Source organism: Aeromicrobium camelliae (assembly GCF_003850045.1).
Lineage (GTDB): Bacteria > Actinomycetota > Actinomycetes > Propionibacteriales > Nocardioidaceae > Aeromicrobium > Aeromicrobium camelliae.
The window spans coordinates 44,086-64,963 of the sequence record NZ_RQJX01000009.1 but is presented as its reverse complement, the minus strand read 5'-3'; the positions used below and the strand labels follow the sequence as shown (position 1 = coordinate 64,963).

Genomic DNA, 20,878 nt, shown 5'->3' with positions numbered 1-20,878 from the left:
AGACTGCCGTGGGTCCCAGCCGGGCTCACGCCCCGATTTCACAGGAGGGTCCTCGTGACCAAGATCGTTGTCGCTGTGAAGTACGTGCCGGACGCCACGGCCGACCGTACGTTCGAAGCCGATAACACCGTCGACCGCGAGAACGTCGACGGTCTGCTGTCCGAGCTCGACGAGTACGCCGTCGAACAGGCTCTGCAGGTCGTCGAGGCCGGCGAGGGTGAGGTCACCGTGCTCACGGTCGGTCCCGCCGATGCCGCCGACGCCGTGCGCAAGGCCCTGCAGATGGGCGCCGACTCCGGTGTTCACGTCGAGGACGACGCCATCGCCGGCTCGGACGCGTTCGCCACCTCGCTCGTGCTCGCCAAGGCGATCGAGAAGCTCGAGTACGACATGGTGTTCTTCGGCATGGCCTCCACCGACGGCTCGATGGGCGTCGTTCCCACGCTCGTCGCCGAGCGACTGGGTCTGCCCGCGGTCACGTACGCCTCCGAGGTCACCGTCGAGGGCGACACGGTGAAGATCCGTCGCGACAGCGACGCCGCCACCCAGGAGATCGAGGCCAGCGGCAAGGTCGTCGTGAGCGTCACGGACCAGACCGGTGAGGCTCGCTACCCGTCCTTCAAGGGCATCATGGCCGCCAAGAAGAAGCCCGTCGAGGAGTGGACGCTCGCCGACCTGGGCATCGACGCGAGCGAGGTGGGGCTGGACAACGCTTGGACCAAGGTCGAGTCCTACACCCCGCGCCCGCCGCGCACGGCCGGCGAGATCATCACCGACGAGGGAGACGGCGGCGTCAAGCTCGTCGAGTTCCTCGCCTCCAAGAAGTTCGTGTGAGTAGGAGCCTGAATCATGAGTGAAGTCCTCGTTCTCATCGATGCCCTCGAGGGCAAGGTCACCAAGCCCTCGCTGGAGCTCCTCACCATCGCACGTCGCATCGGCGAGCCCTCCGCCGTCGTCTTCGGTGCAGCCGACACCGGCGTGCTGGCCGAGTACGGCGCCGAGAAGATCTACACCTTCGACGACGCCGCCTACAGCGAGTACCTCGTCGCCCCCAAGGCCGACGGCGTGACGCAGCTGGTCAAGGAGAAGAGCCCGGCCGCGGTCCTCGTCCCCTCCACCACCGAGGGCAAGGAGGTCGCCGCTCGCGTCGCGCTGCGGACCGAGTCCGGTCTGATCACCGACGCCGTGGACGTCACCGTCGATGGCGGCACGATCACCACGACCCAGTCGGTGTTCGCCGGCAACTTCACGGTCGCCGCGCAGGTCACCAAGGGCACGCCGATCATCGCGGTCAAGCCGAACTCGGCAGCGCCGGAGCAGGCTTCCGGTGCCGGCGCCGTCGAGGCGGTCTCCGCCGAGGTGGCCGAGGTGTCGAAGACCGCCAAGATCACCTCGAACAAGCCCAAGGAGACCTCGGGTCGTCCCGAGCTCACCGAGGCCGCGATCGTCGTCTCCGGCGGCCGTGGCACGGGTGGCGACTTCTCCGACGTCGAGGCGCTCGCCGACGCTCTCGGTGCCGCCGTCGGCGCCTCGCGCGCCGCGGTGGACTCCGGCTGGTACCCCCACACCTTCCAGGTGGGCCAGACCGGCAAGACCGTCTCGCCGCAGCTCTACATCGCCAACGGCATCTCCGGCGCCATCCAGCACCGGGCCGGCATGCAGACCTCGAAGACGATCGTCGCGGTCAACAAGGACGACGAGGCGCCGATCTTCGAGCTCGTCGACTTCGGCGTCGTGGGCGACCTGAAGCAGGTGCTGCCGCAGGCCACCGAGGAGATCAAGAAGCGCAAGGGCTGATCGCCCGCGCGCTGGACGAAGGCCCCTGGATGATGCTCATCCGGGGGCCTTCGCCACTGAAGGGAGGAGGCGCCGATGAGGTCATCGGTCGTGCGGCTCGCCGGCGACGACACGGCGATCGCGACGGTGGTGTCACGGGCGAGCGCGCTGATCCCGGCGGGTCGGGCCGCCCGGCACGGGAGTGAGCGGGCGTGGGTCGACCGCGTCATCGACCTCGCCCTGCTCCGCGCCGAGATCGTGCGCCGCATGGCGGCTGAGGGTCGAGGGGAGCGTTCGGCGGTGACCTCGTCCGCGCCCCGGCAGCCGCCGCTGTGGTGGACCGTCTACATCGTCGGCGTCGTCGCCGGATTCGTCGGCACCGCGGTCACGCTGCCGCCGAAGGGGCGCGACACCCAGGACCCGGTGCTGATGATGACGATCGCGGAGCCGGCGGTCGTCGTCGGCGCGGGCGTCCTGCTGCTCCTCGCGATGCTGCCGCTTCCTGCTGCCGTCCGCCAGTCGCCGTCGATGCTGCCGGCCGCGGTGCTCGTCGCGGTCGTCGCGGTGCTGGCGGGCCTCCTCATGAGCCTGCGATACGGGGCGATGGTCGAGGCGGTCGGCGCACGGCCCGTACTGTCGTGGTCGCTCAGCGTCGCGGCGTTGCTCGTGGCGAGCGGCGTCCTCGCCGGGCGTCGCCACGCGACGGGCGGGAAGCCCGCTCGTCCCCGGACGCGGGCGCAAGACGGGGTGCGGGAGGCGCGGCGGCGCGCGCAACGACTTGCACGCGAGTTGTCGTACACCCCGCGACGTCCTGGTGAGCTCGAGCGATCCTGGGCGCGGGTCCTCGACGATCTCGACGGCTCCGTCGAGCCCGCCGTCGTCGAGCAGGCGCGAGAGCTGGGACCCTTCGCGTACATCGTCTGGGCGTACTACGACGGCGACCTCGCCCTCCCGCGGCTCCGGAACCTCCGCCGCCGCTAGGGACTCGCCGCGCCGCGATCGCGATACGGCCTCCGATGATCGGGTTGTCCATAGCTCGCGTGAACCCTTCGCGATGGCTCATCGGTTCGGTAACACTTTGATTAAGGTGCCTGTCGCCCTCTGTCGGAGCACCCGTCCTGAGTGATAGCAATGAGGTTGCGCCTGATCTGGCGTACCCATGTACAGGAGGAAAACCCCATGCGACTCACTCGGCGGACACGCCTGGCGGGCATCGCGCTGGTCGCGGCCGGCAGCCTGACCCTGGCTGCCTGCGGCGGTGGAGACGGTGGCGGCGACAGCGCCAACAACGTCATCACGTCGAACAGCATCGAGCCCCAGAACCCCCTCGTGCCGAGCAACACCAACGAGGTGGGCGGCGGCAACATCATCGACCTCATCTTCGCCGGCCTCGTGTCGTACACGACCGATGGCGAGACCGAGATGGAGGTCGCCGAGTCGATCGAGTCCGAGGACAACGTCACCTGGACCGTCAAGCTCAAGGACGGCTGGACGTTCTCCGACGGCAGCCCCGTCACGGCCAACTCCTTCGTGGACGCGTGGAACTACGGCGCCAACCCCGAGAACGCTCAGCTCGGCGCGTACTTCTACTACCCGATCGAGGGCACCACGGCCGACGGCACGATCGAGAGCGGTGACACGATCTCCGGTCTCAACGTCGTCGACGACCTGACCTTCACGATCAAGCTCAAGAACGCCGAGGCCGACTTCCCGGGCCGCCTGGGCTACTCGGCGTACTTCCCGCTGCCGGAGGTCGCGTTCGAGGACATGGAGGCCTTCGGCGAGAAGCCGATCAGCAACGGCCCCTACACGCTCGAGACGTGGGAGCACGACGTCGAGGCCGTGCTCGTCCCGAACGAGGACTACGACGGCAACCGCAAGGCGCAGAACGACGGCATCACCTACAAGTTCTACCAGGATCCCGACGCCGCGTACACCGACGTCCAGTCGGGCAACCTCGACGTGCTCGACCAGGTGCCGCCGAGCGCGCTGACCACCTACGAGAACGACGACTCGGTGCAGGCGTTCTCCGAGCCCGGTTCGGTCAACTCGACCATCACCATCCCGTCCTCGCTCCCGCATTTCGGTGAGGACGAGGAGGGCAAGCTGCGTCGTCAGGCCCTCTCGATGGCGATCGACCGCGAGGAGATCACCTCCAAGATCTTCGACGACTCGCGTTCGCCCTCGACCGACTTCAGCTCGCCGCTGATGCCCGGTTACACCGAGGATGTCGAGGGCAACGAGGTCCTCGAGTTCGACGCCGACAAGGCCAAGGATCTCTGGGCCCAGGCCGACGCCATCAGCCCCTTCGAGGGCACGTTCGAGCTGTCGTACAACGCCGACGGCGCGGGCAACAAGGAATGGGTCGAGGCGGTCGTCAACCAGTGGCGCACCAACCTCGAGATCGAGGCGGAGCCGAAGGCGTTCCCGACGTTCGCCGAGTTGCGCGAGCTCGTGACCAACCGCACCATCGGCACGGCGTTCCGTACCGGCTGGCAGCCTGACTACCCGTCGATCTACAACTACCTCGGCCCGGTCTTCGGCACGGGCGCCGGCTCGAACGACGGCGACTACAGCAACCCGGAGTTCGACGAGCTGCTGGTCAAGGCCTCGAGCGCGCAGAACGACGAGGAGCGCTATCAGGCGCTTGCTGACGCGCAGGCGATCCTCATGGAGGATCTGCCCGCGATCCCGCTGTGGAACACCAACATCTCCGCCGCGGCGGCAGAGGGTGTCAACAACGTGGAGTTCAACTGGCAGAACAAGCCGGAGCTCCAGCGCGTCACCAAGTAATCACCACTGTGGTGGGGCGACACCTCTCGGGGTGTCGCCCCACCCGTGTGTGAACCCACCCTCCCCCCGCGCGCCGGTGCGACCCACCGCAGGGGAGTAGATTGATCCCTCGATCAGGAGGTCCTGCCCATGTGGTGGTATGTCGGCAAACGCCTGCTGCAGGCGATTCCCGTGGTGTTGGGCGCCACGTTGCTCATCTACGCGATGGTGTTCCTGCAGCCCGGCGACCCCATCTTGGCGCTGTTCGGAGAAAAGCCGGTCTCCGAGTCCGTCAAGGCGCAACTCGAGGCGCAGTACAACCTCGACCAGCCGTTCATCGTCCAGTGGCTGCTCTTCCTCGGCGGCGCCCTCACCGGTGACTTCGGCCTCTCGTACTCCGGCCAGCCCGTCGCCGACCTCATCGGCCGCGCGTTCCCGGTCACCCTCAAGCTCGCCCTGATGGCCCTCGTGATCGAGGCCGTGCTCGGCATCATCGCCGGCTTCTACGCCGGTCTTCGCCGCGGCAAGCTGTTCGACTCCACGATGCTCGTGGTCTCGCTGCTCGTCATCGCCGTGCCGATCTTCGTCCTCGGCTTCATGCTGCAGCTGGTGTTCGGCGTCCAGTTGCAGTGGGCGCCGGCGACGGTCGGCGGCGACGCCTCGATCACCCGCCTCATCCTCCCAGCCACCGTGCTCGGCCTGGTGTCCTTCGCCTACGTGCTGCGCCTGACGCGCACCTCGGTCGTCGAGAACCTCACCGCGGACCACGTGCGTACCGCCCGGGCCAAGGGCCTGAGCGAGAGCGAGGTCAACCGCAGGCACGTGCTGCGCAACTCGCTGATCCCCGTCGTCACCTTCCTCGGCGCCGATCTCGGCACTCTCATGGCCGGCGCGATCGTGACCGAGGGCATCTTCAACATTCCCGGCATCGGCAATCTCGCGTATCAGGCCGTGCTGCGAGGCGAAGGGCCGACGGTGGTCTCGGTGGTCACCGTCATGGTGCTCGTCTACGTCGTCATGAGCCTGCTCGTCGACCTGCTGTACGCCGCTCTCGACCCGAGGATTCGCTATGCCTGACATGACTCCTTTGCCTGGTCAGACGATCTACGTCGCCCCCGCGGCCGATACGCCGCTCGAGGAGACCGGGACGGTCGACACGAGCGCGCCGCCGGAGGGCCAGTGGAAGGAGGCCTGGAAGCAGTTGCGCAGCAACTGGATCTTCTGGGTCTCCGCGGTGCTGCTGGTCTTCATCTTCATCGTCGTCCTCTTCCCGGGGCTGTTCACTGACATCAACCCGCGCCAAGCCCAGCTGTCGCGCAGCCTGGAAGGGCCGTCAGCGGGCCACTGGTTCGGCTTCGACCGCCAGGGTTATGACGTGTTCTCGCGGGTGATTTACGGGGCGCGTGCCTCCGTCACGGTGGGCATTTTGACGATGCTGTTCGTGACGTTCGTCGGGCTGCTGACGGGAGCGATCGCCGGCTTCTACGGCAAGTGGACCGACACGATCATCTCGCGCATCGCCGACGTCTTCTTCGCCATCCCGCTGATCCTCGGCGCGATCGTGCTGCTCTCGTCGCTCAACAACGTCTGGTCGAACCGGGGCTACTGGGGCGGTGTGCTGGCCGTGGTGCTGGTGCTGGCGGTGTTCGGCTGGCCGCAGATGACGCGTATCGCTCGTGGTGCGGTGCTCGAGATCAAGTCGCTGGAGTTCATCGACGCCGCACGGGCCATCGGCGCCACCCGGCGCAGCAACCTGTGGCGTCACGTGATCCCCAACTCGCTGGCCCCGGTGATCGTCACCGCGACTGTCTCCCTCGGTGTGTACATCGTCGCGGAGGCCACGCTGTCGTTCCTCGGCATCGGACTGCCCCCGAGCGTCGTCTCGTGGGGCAACGACATCGCCGCCGCTCAGAGCCAGGTGCGTTCGGGCAGCAACCTGCACGTCCTGTTCTTCCCCGCCGGCGCCCTCGCCATCACGGTCCTGAGCTTCATGCTGCTCGGTGACGCTGTGCGCGACGCCCTCGATCCGAAGGCCAAGAAGTCATGACCGAACCTCTGTTGCAGATCACCGACCTGCAGGTCGCCTTCCGCGCCGGCAAGACGGATATCCCCGCGGTCCGCGGGGCGAGTCTGACCGTCTACCCGGGGCAGACCGTCGCCATCGTGGGTGAGTCCGGCTCGGGCAAGTCCACCACCGCGCACGCGATCATCGACCTGCTGCCCGGTACGGGCCACGTCACCGGCGGCTCGATCGTGTTCGACGGGCGCGACATCACGCATCTCAAGCGCCGCGAGCGTGAGGCGATCCGGGGCAGCCAGATCGGCTTGGTTCCGCAAGACCCGATGTCGAACCTCAACCCGCTCGTGCGGGTCGGGTCGCAGATCAAGGAGTCGCTGGAAGCCAACGGCATCGCCAAGGGCAAGGCCGCCGACAAGCGCGTGGTGGAGTTGCTCGAGGAGGCCGGGCTTCCCGATGCGGCCAGCCGTGCCCGGCAGTTCCCGCACGAGTACTCCGGCGGTATGCGCCAGCGCGCCCTCATCGCGATGGGCCTGGCGGCACGTCCGAAGCTGCTCATCGCCGACGAGCCCACCTCGGCGCTCGACGTCACGGTGCAGAAGCAGATCCTCGACCACCTGGAGACGTTGACCGCCGATCTGGGCGTCGCGGTGCTGCTGATCACCCACGACCTGGGCCTGGCCGCGGAGCGAGCCGACCACCTCGTGGTGATGTACAAGGGGCAGGTCGTGGAATCCGGCCCGGCGCTGCAGATCCTCAAGAACCCGCAGCACCCCTACTCGAAGCGGCTCATCTCGTCCGCGCCGTCATTGGCGTCGCAGCGGCTGACCTCGCAGTTGCGGGCGGAGGTGCGCGAAAGCTCGGTCAAGACCGCCGGCGAGATCGCGGCGGAGGTCGTCGCGGAGGACGAGTTGCTCGGCGGCGAGGTCACGACTGCCGTGGTCGAGGCCAAGAACCTCACCAAGGTGTTCAAGCTCCCCGGTGGTGCACCGGGCCGCTCGATCGACTTCACCGCCGTCGACGACGTGTCGTTCCGCCTGCGGCGCGGAACGACGACGGCGATCGTGGGGGAGTCCGGGTCGGGCAAGTCCACGGTGGCCCGCATGGTCCTGGACCTGCTGGAGCCGACCAGCGGCTCGGTGGAGTTCGACGGCATCGACATCACCTCGCTGCGCGACAAGAAGCAGCAGCTGGCGTTCCGGCGCCGGGTGCAGCCGGTGTTCCAGAACCCCTACGCCTCGCTGGACCCGATGTACTCGATCTACCGCTCGATCGAGGAGCCGCTGCGCACCCACAAGATCGGTAGCGACAAGGAGCGCGAGGCCAAGATCCGCGACCTGCTCGACAAGGTCTCGCTCCCGTCGGCGGTGATGCGCCGGTTCCCCAGCGAGCTGTCCGGTGGCCAGCGGCAGCGCGTGGCGATCGCCCGTGCGCTGGCGCTCGATCCCGAGGTGGTCATCCTCGACGAGGCGGTCTCCGCGCTCGACGTGCTCGTGCAGGCGCAGATCCTCACGTTGCTCAACGACCTGCAGGCCGAGTTGGGCCTGAGCTACCTGTTCATCACCCACGATCTCGCGGTGGTCCGTCAGATCGCCGACGACGTCCTGGTGATGCAGAACGGCAAGGTCGTGGAGCAGGCGACGGTGACCGAGGTCTTCGACCGCCCGCGCGAGGAGTACACCCGCAAACTCCTCGACGCCATCCCCGGCGGCTCGATCGAACTCGCAAGCTGACGGTTTACCAGGAGACGTAGGACGTCTGACACCAGTGGGGAGTTTCGCTGTCGCGAGGTGACAGCGGAGCTCCCCACTGGCATGGCGAGGGTTCCTCCGGATTGACCTGTTCGAACAGGTGTTCGATACTGGGAGGGTGTCCCGTGCTGCTCTGATCGATGATCTGCGCGCCAAGGTGCGCCAGCTCGAGGGGCGCCCGCAGGTCGCGTCCCTGACCGTTCACCCGGCCTTGTCCGGCATGCTCGACCTGCAAGTCGGCCACGCCTACACCGTCGACTCGGCCACGCTCGCGATGCTCGTCATGGCCGGCCCGTCCTCCCACGATGGAGCCTGGTGCGCGGTAGTCGGGGCCGACGACTTCGGCATGGAGGCCGCGCAGTCCTTCGGCGTCGACCTCGAGCGCACCGTGCTCGTCCCCGATCCGGGCGAGGACTGGCTCGCCGTCGTCGCGGCCCTCGTCGACGTGGTCTCCGTCGTGGTCGTGGCCGGGCGCGACATCTCCGCGCGCGACGCGCAGCGCATGGCCGCTCGGCTCTACGAACGACAGAGCATCATCATCGCGTGGGACGGTGCCTGGCCCCGGGCGCGCGCCCACGTGCGGCTCACCGACGTCGTCTGGCACGGGGTCGAGCGCGGGAGCGGGCATCTGCAGTCGCGGCAGGCGACGATCGAGGTGCAGCAGGTCGGCCGGCCGGCGGCGCGGCGGCGCTTCTGGCTGCCCGACGGCGATCAGCAGGTCCGGGCGGTCGAGTCGCTCGCGCCCCGCCTGCGGAGCGTGGGCTGACATGGCGCGCATCCTGGTGCTCTGGTGCCCCGACTGGCCGGTCGTGGCGCAGCTGTCCGACCTGCCGCCCGATACCCCGACGGCCGTGCTGGAGCGGGGCGGCACCGTCCTGGCCTGCTCGCCCCGGGCGCGGGAGGAGGGGGTGCGTCGCGGCATGCGACGTCGCGACGCCCAAGCGCGCTGCCCCGAACTCGTGCTCCGCGACCACGACGCCGATGCCGACGCCCGCGCCTTCGAGCCCATCCTCGCCCTCATCGAGTCGTTGAGCCCCGGCGTGGCCCCGTTGCGTCCGGGTCTGTGTGCGCTGGGCGTCCCCGCGCGCTACTACGGCGGTGAGATCGAGGCGGCAGCGGTCATCACCGAGCAGCTCGTCGAGCACGGGCTGTGGGACGTGCGGTGCGGCATCGCCGACGATCTCTTCACCGCTGAGCAGGCCGCTCGTCGCGCACCGGTGCAGGAGGCGCTCGTCGTCCCGGCCGGTGGCTCGCCCGACTTCGTCCGCGAACTGCCGCTCGACGTGCTCGACGACGCCGAGATGGTCGATCTGCTGCGGCGGCTCGGCCTGCGCACCCTGGGCGACTTCGCGCGGTTGCCGTCCCGTGACGTCCACACCCGCTTCGGTCCGCTCGGTGCGATGGCCCACCGGCTCGCCCGGGGCGAGGATCACCGTCTCGTCGCCCGTCGCGAGGTGCCGCCCGACCTCATCGGACGCGCCGTGTTCGAGCCGCCGCTCACCAGCAGCGAGGCGATCGCGTTCAGCCTGCGCACCGCGGCCGAGTCCTTCGTGGCCGCGTTGGCCGGGCGCGGTGAGGTGGCCACGGCCGTGCGGATCGAGATCGATGCCGACGGCGCTCTCGCCCACGAGCGTGCCTGGAGGCATCCGCGATGGTTCTCCTCGGCTGATCTGATCGACCGGGTGCGCTGGCAGCTGCAGGTGCCGGGGGTGATCGCGCACCCCGTCGACGAAGTCCGCATCGTCCCCGAAGCCCTCGCCACCCTCGGCGAGCACGCTGAGAGCCTGTTCGGGGGCGGCGTCGACGAGCAGGTGGAGCGGGGGGTGGCCCGGGTCCAGAGCCTCGTCGGGCCCGAGGCGGTGCGTTCGGCGGGCGTGCAGGGTGGGCGGGATCCGCGCGAGCGCCAGCTGACCGCGCCGTGGGGCGATCGACCGGTCGGCGTCCGGGCCACGGACGCGCCATGGCCCGGAGCGATCCCGTCGGCTCCTGCCCCGGCCCGTGTCCTGCCCGAGCCGGTGCCGGCGCAGGTCGTGGGCGCCGAGGGGCAGAGCGTCGTGGTCACCGGACGCGGCGGTCTGACCGGAGAACCCGCCCGGTTCCGCCCTCGTCCGGACGAGGCCTGGCAGCCCGTCGCGGCCTGGGCCGGCCCTTGGCCGATCGACGACCTCTGGTGGGACGAGCACGCCGCGCGCCGGGTCGCCCGCTTCCAGGTCGTCGGCGTCGACGGCAGCGCCTGGCTCATGTGCGTCGAGAACGGCCACTGGTGGACCGAGGCCCGTTACGACTGACCGGGTCCCGTAGCGAGGGAGGAGGAGAGCGATGGGATGGCACAACCCGGATATCTCGTGGCGCGAGCTCGAGGCGCGGCTGTCCGGCCGGGTCCCGCACCGGCACGAACCGGACGGCGGTGACGGCCCCGCCTGGTCGCGCAAGCGCGACGCCTATGACGCGCCGGAGGGCCTCGCACGCCCTTCCGGGGACGTCGTGCCGTACGCCGAGCTGCACTGTCACAGCGACTTCAGTTTCCTCGACGGGGCCAGTGGACCCGAGGAGATCGTGGAGGAGGCGGTGCGTCTCGGGCTGTCCGCGGTGGCGCTCACCGACCATGACGGCTTCTACGGGGCTGCCCGGTTCTCCGAGGCGGCGACGCTGCACGGGATGTCGACGGTCTACGGAGCCGAGCTCTCCCTCGGCCTCACCTCGCCGCAGAACGGCCGTCCGGATCCCGAAGGCACGCATCTGCTGCTCCTCGCCCGCGGCGTCGAGGGTTACCACGCGCTGTCCGGGGCGATCACCGACGCGCAACTCGCCGGGGACGAGAAGGGCCGGCCGCTGTACGACCTCGACGCCCTCGCCGGCCACCTGCGCGACCGCGTCGTGGTGCTGACGGGATGCCGGAAGGGGGCGGTCCGTCAGGCGCTCGCGGACCACGGGGCCCCGGCGGCCGGTCGTGAGCTCGTCGCCCTGGTCGAACGATTCGGCGCCGACAACGTCGTCGTCGAACTCACCGACCACGGCTATCCGCAGGACAGCGCCGTCAACGACACGCTCGCTGCGCTGGCTCGCGAGCACGGGCTGCCTGTCGTGGCCACCGGCAACGTCCACGCGGCGCGGCCCCGCGACGTCCGCCTCGCCCAGGCCTTCGCCGCAGTGCGGGCACGACGCAGCCTGGCCGAGATGCACGGCTGGCTCGGGTCGGTGGGGTACCTGCGGTCCGGTGCCGAGATGCGCCAGCGCTTCGACCGGTATCCCGGGGCGGTGGAACGCTCGGTGCTGATCGCCGAGGAGATCGGTTTCGATCTGCGGCGAGCCTCGCCGGACCTGCCGCGGTTCCCCGTCCCGGAGGGGCATACTCCGATGACCTGGCTGCGCGAGCTGGTTCGTCAGGGCGCTGACCGGCTCTACGCCCACCATCGCGAGGAGGCCGAGGAACGGCTGCAGCGCGAGCTCGCCGTCATCGAGGCCAAGGACTTCCCCGGCTATTTCCTCATCGTCCACGACATCGTCCAGTACGCGAAGAGCCGCGGCATCCTGTGCCAGGGGCGAGGGTCGGCGGCCAACTCCGCGGTCTGCTACGCCCTGGGGATCACGGCGGTCGACTCGATCAAGTTCGGTCTGCCGTTCGAGCGCTTCCTGTCCGCGACTCGAGACGAGGAGCCCGACATCGATGTCGATTTCGATTCCGATCGTCGTGAGGAGGTCATCCAGTGGGTCTATGAACGCTACGGGCGCCGCAACGCCGCGCAGGTCGCCAACGTCATCAGCTACCGGCCCAAGTCGGCGGTGCGCGACATGGCCAAGGCGCTCGGGTACTCGCCGGGCCAGCAGGATGCCTGGAGCAAACGGATCGACTCGTGGTCCGAGGTGACGGTGGAGGATCCGCAGGACGCCGGCGCGCCGCCCCAGCCGGTCATCGAGCTGGCCGGGCAAGCGCTCGGAGCCCCGCGGCATCTGGGCATCCACTCCGGGGGCATGGTGCTGACGGCGCGGCCGGTGGGGGAGGTCGTCCCGATCGAGCGGGCGCGCATGGAGGGCCGCACGGTCCTGCAGTGGGACAAGGACGATTGCGCCTGGATGGGCCTGGTCAAGTTCGACCTGCTCGGTCTGGGCATGCTCGGTGCGATGCAGCACACCTTCGATCTGATCGCGGCGCACACGGGGGAGCGGTGGGAGCTCGCGACGCTGCCGAAGGAGGAGGCCGCGGTCTACGACATGCTGTGCCGCGCCGACTCCATCGGCGTCTTCCAGGTGGAGAGCCGCGCCCAGATCGGCACGTTGCCGCGGTTGCGTCCCCGCTGCTTCTATGACCTCGTCATCGAGATCGCGCTCATCCGGCCCGGTCCGATCCAGGGCGGAGCGGTCCACCCCTACATCCGCCGGCGGCTGGGCACCGAGAAGGTCGACTATCTGCATCCGGCCCTGAAGCCGGTCCTGGAGCGCACGATGGGGGTGCCGCTGTTCCAGGAGCAGCTCATGCAGATCGCCATGGCGGTCGGCGGGTGCACCGGCGATGACGCGGATCTGCTGCGAAGGGCCATGGGCTCCAAGCGCGGCGTCGAGAAGATCGAGCGGCTCGAAGCCAAGCTGTACGCGGGCATGGCCGAGCACGGGATCACCGGACAGCTGGCCGACGACATCTACGCGCGCATCCAGGCGTTCGCCAACTTCGGTTTCGCCGAGAGTCATGCGATCAGCTTCGCGCTGCTGGTCTACGCCAGTTCCTGGCTCAAACTGCACTATCCGGCGGCGTTCCTCGCCGGACTGCTGCGCGCCCAGCCCATGGGGTTCTACTCCCCGCAGTCCCTGGTCGCCGACGCGCGCCGTCACGGTGTCGAGGTACGACGGCCGGACATCCAGCTGTCGCAGGCCCAGGCCGGTCTCGAAGCTGTCGCGGCCGGCAGGACGGGCCCGACCGGACTCGACAGCTGCCGCGAGCATGACCAGCCCGAGGTGCCGCCGTTCGATCCGGCTGCGGACCATCGGCTGGGCGAGCATCGGCGCGACGGCCATCATGCGGTCCGTCTCGGTCTGGCGAGCGTGCAGCAGATCGGCGAGGCCGACGCGGAACGCATCGTCGCGGCGCGTCGTGAACGGCCGTTCCGGAACATGGCGGATGTGGCGCGCCGGGCGGAGTTGTCGGTGGCGCAGATGGAGTCGCTCGCGACGGCGGGGGCGTTCGACGGCTTCGGTCTCAGCCGTCGCCAGGCGTTGTGGAACGCCGGGTACGTCGATCGGCTGGACCACCTCGAAGGCTCCGGTGTCGATGCTCCGCCGCCGGACATGCTGCCGGGCATGAGCGCGGTCGAGGTCACCACGGCGGACCTGTGGGCTACGGGCATCTCACCGGGCGAGCACCCGCTGCAGCACCTGCGGCCGTTGCTGCGCGAGCACGGCGTCCTCGCGGTGAGCGAGCTCGCCACCCATGAGCCGCAGCGACGCGTCCGGGTGGCGGGGCTCATCACGCATCGGCAACGCCCGTACACGGCCGGCGGGGTCACCTTCCTCAATCTGGAGGACGAGACCGGCATGCTCAACGTCGTGGTGTTCGAGTCGGTCTGGCAGCGGCACCGGCGGGTGGCGCGAGGCGCGGCGGGGGTGGTGATCCGGGGCGTCCTCGAGCACAGCGACGGTGCGGTCAACCTCAAAGCTGAGACCCTCGAACGCATCGAGAGTCTCTATCCGCAGGCCGCTGCGGCGCTTCCCGCCAAGCACCGAGCGCGCGACTTCCGCTGATGCCGGCGGTGAGCTGTCCCGCACTTTCGGCGCGAGGTGTGTGATCACTCACCGCTCGCGCACGCGGTGCGTGACAGCTCACCGACCTGGCCTCAGAACGAGTCGCGGATGGCGAGCTGGCGACCGCTCGTGAAGACGAGATCCCACAGGTCGTCGTCGCGGTCGTCGCCGGACAGCAGGCCGACGGCCCGCTGGCCGCGGCTGGGGAGGGCGCCGGCGAAGGTCACGGCGAGCCCGCCGAGGGCGAACTGTCGGCCCCGAGCGGCCGCGTCCTGCTCGACGTCGGTCCGTCCGTCCGCCACGTGCGCCACCCAACCTTGCCCGTCCGCCGTGAACGGGAGCGTCGCGGTCACGCCCGCAGGTGCCGGCAAGACGGCGAGGGCCGACGGGTCCACCACACGCAGCATGTACGGCTCGGCATCGGTGAGCGGCGACCACGCGTTCTGCGGCAGCAGCCAACGGATCGGGTCCACGTCGCCCGGAGTGTAGAGCCGCACCTGGGAGGCGACAGAGTCGAAACTGGCGATGGCCGACAGCGCGGTGCGGGCGGCGTCGTCGTCGAGCGCGATGAGCTCCGGCACCTCGATGACCGAATCGGCCCAGTCTCCGGACTGGCCGCGTTTCCAGGCGACATAACCTCGAGGGCCGTCATCACTCTCGACGATGGTGATACCGCTCAGGTCCTTGAGGTGCGGGGCCGGCCGGGCGAAGGCCTCGCCGTGTCGCGTCAGCGGGCCGTCGTGTCGTCGCGCCCACTGCGTGTAGAGATCGTCCAGCAGCGGCTCGTCCGCGTCGGTGGCTCGCCGCATCGACAAGCTCCCCCGGACGCGGGCGAGTGAGGCGAGCGGCAGCTGGACGTTGGCGATCTGCAGAATGCGGGCAAAGCCGCGAGCGCGGTAGATGCCGCTGGCGGTGGCAAAGAGCGTCGCCACATGATCGCCGCGGCCGCGCGCGTGTCGCAGCAACTCGTCCATGAGCGGAGCGAGGAGCTGCTGGCCCCGGAACTCGGTGGCGACCGCGACGCCGGTCACGCCGGCCGTCTGGACCTCCACGCCCCGGAACCACGAGGCGAACGCGCGATGGTTGATGCTGGCCACCAACCGGCCGTCGACGAACGCGCCCCAGCGTTCCTGTCCTGCTCGAGTCAGTCCCTCCCACGTCGTGCCGTCGGACGAGCCGAACGCCTCGGTCAGCAGCGCCTTGATCTGGTCGTGATCGTCCTCGGTCGTCGGGCGAATGTCCACCGTCATGTGCTCAGTCTGTCGTGACACCACCAGGTGGCGCGCGGTGGGCGACGGGTCTCGTCACCCACCGCGCGCCGACACTGGCTACGACGCCGCTGACCTCGGGCGGGCCGTGCCGCTCACCCGGCTCGCGACCAGGGCGAGGACGATGGCGGTGACGATGCCGATCAGCGGTGGGATGCCCACGCCGCAGTGATCGGAGAGCCAGGCCAGCAGGCTGGCCACGGCGTACACGGCGAGATTGACGCCGTTCACCATCGGCAAGGAAGCGCCTTCGGGCATCCCGGCCCGCCACCGTGCGATCCAGTCGCCGATGATGACGCCGCCAAGCGGCGGGATGAAGATGCCCAGCATGACGAGGTAGCCCTCGAGGTGATGGTGCATACCGACGAGCGCCAGCACAGTGCCGATGACCGATCCGCCGATGACGAACGGCGTCTTGCTCGGCTTCTCGAACAGCTCCGCTCCCGCGACGCCGAACGCGTAGGCGGTGTCGGCGTTGCTCTTCCAGAGGTTGCCGAACAACAGCAGCAGGCCCCAGCCCACGAGTCCGAGCTGGTAGAGCACGAGCACGAAGTCGCCCTCGCCGAAGGTGATCGCGCCGATGGCGCCGAACAGGATCATCAGGGCGTTGCCGATGAGGAAGCCCACGATGCACGCGAGGATCGCGTGTCGGCCGGTCCGGGCGAAGCGGGTCCAGTTCGGCGCTTGCGTGCCCGCCGACACGAAGGTGCCCACCACCGTCGTGATCGCGATCGCCGACGTCATCGATGCCGCCGGTTCTGCGCTCGCGAGCCCGGACCATCCGCCCACTTCCTCGAGCGATCGCGCGACCACCCAGAAGGCGAGGATGAGGATGAGGGGCGTGGAGATGAGCGAGACCCAGTACATGCCGCGGTAGCCGTAGCACGCGGTCAGGCACATGAGGACGCTTGCGGCGATCATCACCGCGGCTTCAGCCGCGTACGAGTCCCAGGAGAACGCCTGCGCCGTCAAGGTGCCGATCGTGCCGATGATGACGCCGTACCACCCGATCTGGGTCCCGCCGAGCAGGATCGACGCGAGCTTCGATCCCCGTGTGCCGAGCGTGTACCGCGCCATGACGACGGTGGTCAGCCCGGTGCGCGCGCCGATGTAGCCGAGTGCGCAGACGTACCCGGCGAGGATCAACGATCCCACGAGGACGACGAGCAGGAGATCGCCGAAGCTGAAGGCGGTGCCGAGGGCCGCGCCGGCGAGCATCGTCGGTGTGAAGACCGTGAACCCCAGCAGGACGACCGCGAGCGAGAAGAAGGTCTTCCGGGCGTGGGCGGGAACCGGCGTGACCGGGTAGTCGGGGTCGATGGCCTCGGCCTCGACGCCGGTATCGACCCCGGTGGCGGGGGAGTCGTCGCGTCTCACCATGCTCAGGCCTCCTCGCCGATGTCCTCGGCCCACAGCTGCGGGCGCTCGGCGATCATGCGGTCCATGAGGGCGCGGCATGCCGGGTCGTCCACGACCTCGACCTCGACGCCGTTGGAGCGCAGCCAGGCCTCCGAGGCCTCGAAGTTGCGGTTCTCGCCGATGACGATGCGGGGAATGCCGTAGAGCACCGCGGTCCCTGCGCACATCGTGCAGGGCGACAACGTCGTGTAGAGAACGCACTCGCGATAGACGCTGGCGGGGAGCCGGCCCGCGTTCTCGATGCAGTCGGTCTCGCCGTGACGGATCGCGCTGTCCATCTGCACCCGGCGGTTGCGTCCGACGGCGAGGACCTCGTCGCCACGCACGAGCGCTGCCCCGATCGGGATGCCGCCCTCGTCCCAGCCGATCTGGGCCTGCTCGATGGCCAGGTCGAGGAACGTGCGGTGTGACTGCTGGATGGTCATGGAGTGCTCCTGAACAGAAAGGATGTGATGTACGCCACTGCACCATGTCCAGCCGCGACGGTAAAGGGACATACTGTCCCCATCCACGGCCGATCTGCCTGACATCGCGTTCGGCCTGCGGTCGTACCAGGAGGTCTCGATGCTGATCCCGCTCGCCGAAGTGCTCCAGATGCCGGCGTTCCGCGCTGCCGATCCGGTCGTGCACACCGGGGACCCGGAAAGGGCCATGGTGCGGTGGGTGCACTCGTCCGAGGTCTTCGAGATGGGCTCGTTGCTGGCCGGGGGCGAGGTGCTGCTCACCAGCGGCCTCGGCCTGCACGGACGGACGTCGGAACAACTGGCGTCGTACGTGCGAGAGGTCGCCGAGGCGGGGTGCGTCGCCGTGGTGATGGAAATGGGCCGTTCGTTCTTCTCCGTCCCCGACTCGATGCTCGACGAGGCGCGACGACAGGGCCTCGTGTTCGTGACGCTGCACTCCGTCGTGCCGTTCGAGCGGATGGTGGAGGACTTTCACGATCTGGTCCTGCAACGCAAACTCGGGGCTTACCGTTACGGGGAGCACTCGTGGGACGACCTGCTGGCCGTCGTGCTCGCGGGGGAGGGCCTGCGATCGCTCCTGGACGCCGTCTCCCGCTCCGCCGGTTGCGAGGTCGAGTTCCTCGGCCTCGAAGGCCAACTCGTCGAACGTAGCCGGATCTCGTCCACCGTCTCTGCGACGCAGCACGTCGCCGCGCAGGTCCGTGGCGCCACCGGGCCGCTGGGAACGCTCATCCTGCGCGGGCAGCAGACGCGGCACCGTCAAGCGGTCGCCGAACGGGGCGCCGTCGCGGTGGCGTTGGAGTTGTCGCGCTACACGGGCGCCGTCGCGCGTCCTTCGCTGGCGCAGTCGCTCGTCGCGGACCTGGCCGCCGGGACCTTGCTCTCGTCCGGCGACGTTCTCCGTCGCCTGACGGAGGCCGGCTGGGCCGCCGGGGAACGGTGGCAGGGCGCGACGGTCGCCGTCGTCGACGCCGATCCGCGCCGGCCGATCGTCGACGAGGTGGCCGCCGCCGAGGAGGCGTTCGCACCGACCTGGGGCAGGGTGCTGGTGGGGTCGATCAGCACGCATGTCGTCGTGCTCGGCCGGGGCGCTCCGGCACCGCACCGGCTACGGGAGCATGCGGCAGAGGTGGCGTCCCGGCTGGCGACGCTCCGCGCGAGTGCGCCACTGCTCGGTTTCGGGCGGCCGGTCACCGAGCCTGGCGACCTGTCCGACGCGATTCGCAGCGCCCGTGAGGTCGTCCGTTTCGCCCGCACGATCGGTCAGCAGACGGGCACCCTCCTGCAACGCGATGTGGGGCTTCAGCGGCTCCTGGCCCGCGTCGACTCGGCTGCCGTGAGCGATTTCGTGACGGAGCAGATGGGTGAACTGATCGACCATGACCGCGCGCACGCGTCGCAGCTCGTCAGGACGTTGGACGCGTTCGTGGCATGCCGCGGCTCGAAGCGCGAGGCCGCCGACCTGCTGGGCATCCGCCGCCAATCGCTGTACGCCCGGCTCGCGCGCATCGAACGGCTCCTCGGCGTGGACCTGAACCGCAGCGACCACGTCGCGGCGCTGTCGCTCGCTCTGGTGGCGTGGCGTATGCGCACGGGCCTGGACCCGCAATCAGGCTTCGGAGCGACTCCTGAAACGCCGGAGTCGATCACGCTCCGGACTTAGGGTTGACGTGACAAAAAGCCCGGGTGCATAGTGTCGGAAGCACCTTAAGGAAGTGGCTCATGTCCGACACCACCCAGCAGCGGCTCTCGTTGGCCGTCTCGACCGTGGTGTTCGCCCTGCGTCCCCACCTCCGAACGGGACGGCCGACGGTGTGGCTCCCGCTCGTCCGTCGCATCCGCGAGCCCTACGAGGGCCTGTGGGCTCTGCCCGGCGGCCCGCTGGAGGACGACCAGGACCTCGCCGCCTCCGCGCGCGCGACCTTGGCGCGGACCACCGGTCTCGCCCCTCGCTACCTCGAGCAGCTCTACGCCTTCGGTGACGTGGACAGGTCCCCAGGCGATCGCGTCGTCTCGATCGTGTACTGGACTCTCGTACGTCCGGACGAGGACGCACAGGCCATCGACGGGGAGAACGTCGAGTGGTTCCCGGCGGACGAGGTGCGCGGGTTGGCCTTCGACCACGACGTGATCGTGCGGTACGCGCTCGACCGGCTGCGCGCCAAGATCACCTACTCGCCGATCGCCCACGCCTTTCTCACCGACGAGTTCACGCTCGCCCAGCTGCGCGAGGTCTACGAGGCGGTGCTCGGACGACGGCTCGACCCGGCCAATTTCCGTCGCCAGATCCTCGCCCAAGGCACTGTCGAGCCGACCGGTCGCCACCTCACCGGCACCAGTCACCGACCCCCTGCGCTCTACCGATCCAACCTGGCGCGCCCGCGCGCCACCCTCACCATCGAGGAGACAGCATGACTCTGTCCGTCACCGACCGGATCGAAGGCAGCCCGTCGCAGAGCTGCGACGTCGAGCTGGCCAAGGGACCGTGGGAGTTCGACGCGATGCCCGGCTACGGTCCGGGCGCGTCCAGCTCGGACGCGAACCCGCTGCCGGTGGTGCGCCCCGGCCAGCTTCCTGCGGCCTACCAGCGGATGAGCGACGAGGAGCTGCACGCGCGCATCCGGTCCGCCAAGGCGACGCTGGGCGACAAGCTCGTGATCCTGGGGCACTTCTACCAGCGCGACGAGGTCGTGCAGTACGCCGACTTCGTGGGCGACTCGTTCCAGTTGGCCAACGCTGCGCTGACGCGTCCGGAGGCCGAGTCGATCGTGTTCTGCGGCGTGCACTTCATGGCTGAGACGGCGGACATCCTCGCCGGAACCGAGCAGCGCGTCATCCTGCCGAACCTCGCGGCCGGCTGCTCGATGGCCGATATGGCCGACGAGGACGCGGTCGAGACGGCGTGGGAGGAGCTCGTCGAGCTGTACGGCACCGAGCCGGACGCCGAGGGGCGGATGCCGTTGATGCCGGTCACCTACATGAACTCGTCGGCGGCGCTGAAGGCCTTCTGCGGGCGGCACGGTGGCATCGTGTGCACGTCCTCGAACGCCGCGACGGTCCTCGAGTGGGCGTTCGAACGGGCTCAGCGCGTGTTGTTCTTCCCCGACCAGCACCTGGGACGCAACACGGCGTCGGCGATGGGCATCCCGCTCGAGCAGATCCCCATGATCAATGTCCACAAGCCCGGGCTGGGGCAGACCGAGGAGACGCTGCGCGATGCGAAGGTGCTGCTCTGGCACGGCTTCTGCTCCGTGCACAAGCGCTTCACCGTGGAGCAGATCGAGCAGGCGCGCGCACAGTACGAGGGCTGCAAGGTGATCGTGCACCCGGAGTGCCCCAAGCCCGTCGTCGATGCGGCCGACGCCGCCGGTTCCACGGACGCGATCCGGACCTTCGTCGAGGCCAGCGAGCCCGGCGACGTCATCGCCATCGGCACCGAGATCAACCTCGTGAACCGGCTCGCGGCGCAGTACCCCGATCGGACGATCTTCTGCCTCGACCCGGTGGTGTGCCCGTGCTCGACGATGTACCGGATTCACCCCGGGTATCTCGCGTGGGTGCTCGACGGCCTCGTGGACGGTGAGGTCCGCAACCAGATCAGCGTGGACGAGGACGTCGCGCGCGACGCCAAAGTCGCTCTGGAACGCATGCTGGCGGCCAAGCCGCGCTGAGCGGAGG

Annotated in this window: 16 protein-coding genes; 13 read left to right on the top strand and 3 right to left on the bottom strand. The window is 69.3% G+C overall.

Features of this window, described 5'->3' with window-relative positions:
- Positions 1-54: 54 nt before the first annotated feature.
- The 10 genes from EHW97_RS08220 (at position 55) to EHW97_RS08175 (ending at position 14,049) form a co-directional block, all read left to right on the top strand.
- Positions 55-834: an electron transfer flavoprotein subunit beta/FixA family protein gene (locus tag EHW97_RS08220; protein WP_243696356.1), complete on the top strand. Its 780-nt coding sequence runs from the start codon at positions 55-57 to the stop codon at positions 832-834.
- A gap of 15 nt (positions 835-849) precedes the next feature.
- Positions 850-1,797: an electron transfer flavoprotein subunit alpha/FixB family protein gene (locus EHW97_RS08215; RefSeq protein WP_124236690.1), complete on the top strand. Its 948-nt coding sequence runs from the start codon at positions 850-852 to the stop codon at positions 1,795-1,797.
- A gap of 75 nt (positions 1,798-1,872) precedes the next feature.
- Entirely contained in the window at positions 1,873-2,757 is an 885-nt protein-coding gene (locus tag EHW97_RS08210; RefSeq protein WP_124236689.1) for a hypothetical protein, read from the top strand.
- A gap of 198 nt (positions 2,758-2,955) precedes the next feature.
- Positions 2,956-4,569 (top strand): peptide ABC transporter substrate-binding protein, encoded by a 1,614-nt coding sequence (locus EHW97_RS08205; RefSeq protein ID WP_124236688.1) that lies wholly within the window; start codon positions 2,956-2,958, stop codon positions 4,567-4,569.
- Between the two features lie 129 nt (positions 4,570-4,698).
- Entirely contained in the window at positions 4,699-5,625 is a 927-nt protein-coding gene (locus EHW97_RS08200) for an ABC transporter permease (protein WP_124236687.1), read from the top strand.
- Position 5,626: 1 nt separating this feature from the next.
- Positions 5,627-6,595, top strand: coding sequence for an ABC transporter permease (locus EHW97_RS08195; RefSeq protein ID WP_243696355.1), 969 nt, complete (start codon positions 5,627-5,629; stop codon positions 6,593-6,595).
- Positions 6,592-8,298 (top strand): dipeptide ABC transporter ATP-binding protein, encoded by a 1,707-nt coding sequence (locus tag EHW97_RS08190; RefSeq protein WP_124236685.1) that lies wholly within the window; start codon positions 6,592-6,594, stop codon positions 8,296-8,298. The genes EHW97_RS08195 and EHW97_RS08190 overlap by 4 nt, the downstream gene beginning before the upstream one ends.
- 136 nt (positions 8,299-8,434) lie before the next feature.
- On the top strand, positions 8,435-9,082 hold the full coding sequence (locus tag EHW97_RS08185; protein ID WP_124236684.1) for a hypothetical protein: 648 nt from the start codon (positions 8,435-8,437) through the stop codon (positions 9,080-9,082).
- A 1-nt stretch (position 9,083) separates the two neighbouring features.
- Positions 9,084-10,604: a DNA polymerase Y family protein gene (locus EHW97_RS08180; RefSeq protein WP_124236683.1), complete on the top strand. Its 1,521-nt coding sequence runs from the start codon at positions 9,084-9,086 to the stop codon at positions 10,602-10,604.
- 31 nt (positions 10,605-10,635) lie between these two features.
- The gene (locus EHW97_RS08175) at positions 10,636-14,049 is read left to right on the top strand and encodes an error-prone DNA polymerase (protein WP_124236682.1); all 3,414 of its coding nucleotides are present in this window, start codon (positions 10,636-10,638) and stop codon (positions 14,047-14,049) included.
- 92 nt (positions 14,050-14,141) lie between these two features.
- Here EHW97_RS08175 and EHW97_RS08170 read toward each other — a convergent pair whose 3' ends face one another.
- From EHW97_RS08170 to EHW97_RS08160, 3 genes are all read right to left on the bottom strand, one after another.
- Positions 14,142-15,299 (bottom strand): GNAT family N-acetyltransferase, encoded by a 1,158-nt coding sequence (locus EHW97_RS08170; RefSeq protein WP_124236681.1) that lies wholly within the window; start codon positions 15,297-15,299, stop codon positions 14,142-14,144.
- A 78-nt stretch (positions 15,300-15,377) separates the two neighbouring features.
- On the bottom strand, positions 15,378-16,697 hold the full coding sequence (codB, locus tag EHW97_RS08165) for a cytosine permease (protein WP_124236680.1): 1,320 nt from the start codon (positions 16,695-16,697) through the stop codon (positions 15,378-15,380).
- A gap of 2 nt (positions 16,698-16,699) precedes the next feature.
- Positions 16,700-17,161, bottom strand: a complete 462-nt coding sequence (locus EHW97_RS08160) for a nucleoside deaminase (RefSeq protein ID WP_124236679.1) — start codon at positions 17,159-17,161, stop codon at positions 16,700-16,702.
- A 139-nt stretch (positions 17,162-17,300) separates the two neighbouring features.
- Between EHW97_RS08160 and EHW97_RS08155 the strand changes: the two genes are divergently transcribed.
- The 3 genes from EHW97_RS08155 to nadA are packed head-to-tail and all read left to right on the top strand — an operon-like array spanning position 17,301 to position 20,871.
- Positions 17,301-18,863 (top strand): PucR family transcriptional regulator, encoded by a 1,563-nt coding sequence (locus tag EHW97_RS08155; RefSeq protein ID WP_124236678.1) that lies wholly within the window; start codon positions 17,301-17,303, stop codon positions 18,861-18,863.
- Between the two features lie 59 nt (positions 18,864-18,922).
- Positions 18,923-19,615 carry an NUDIX hydrolase gene (locus tag EHW97_RS08150; RefSeq protein ID WP_124236677.1) on the top strand — a complete coding sequence of 231 codons (693 nt, stop codon included), beginning with the start codon at positions 18,923-18,925 and terminating at the stop codon, positions 19,613-19,615.
- On the top strand, positions 19,612-20,871 hold the full coding sequence (nadA, locus tag EHW97_RS08145) for a quinolinate synthase NadA (RefSeq protein WP_124236676.1): 1,260 nt from the start codon (positions 19,612-19,614) through the stop codon (positions 20,869-20,871). Before EHW97_RS08150 ends, nadA begins: the two co-directional genes overlap by 4 nt.
- The last annotated feature ends 7 nt before the right edge of the window (positions 20,872-20,878 follow it).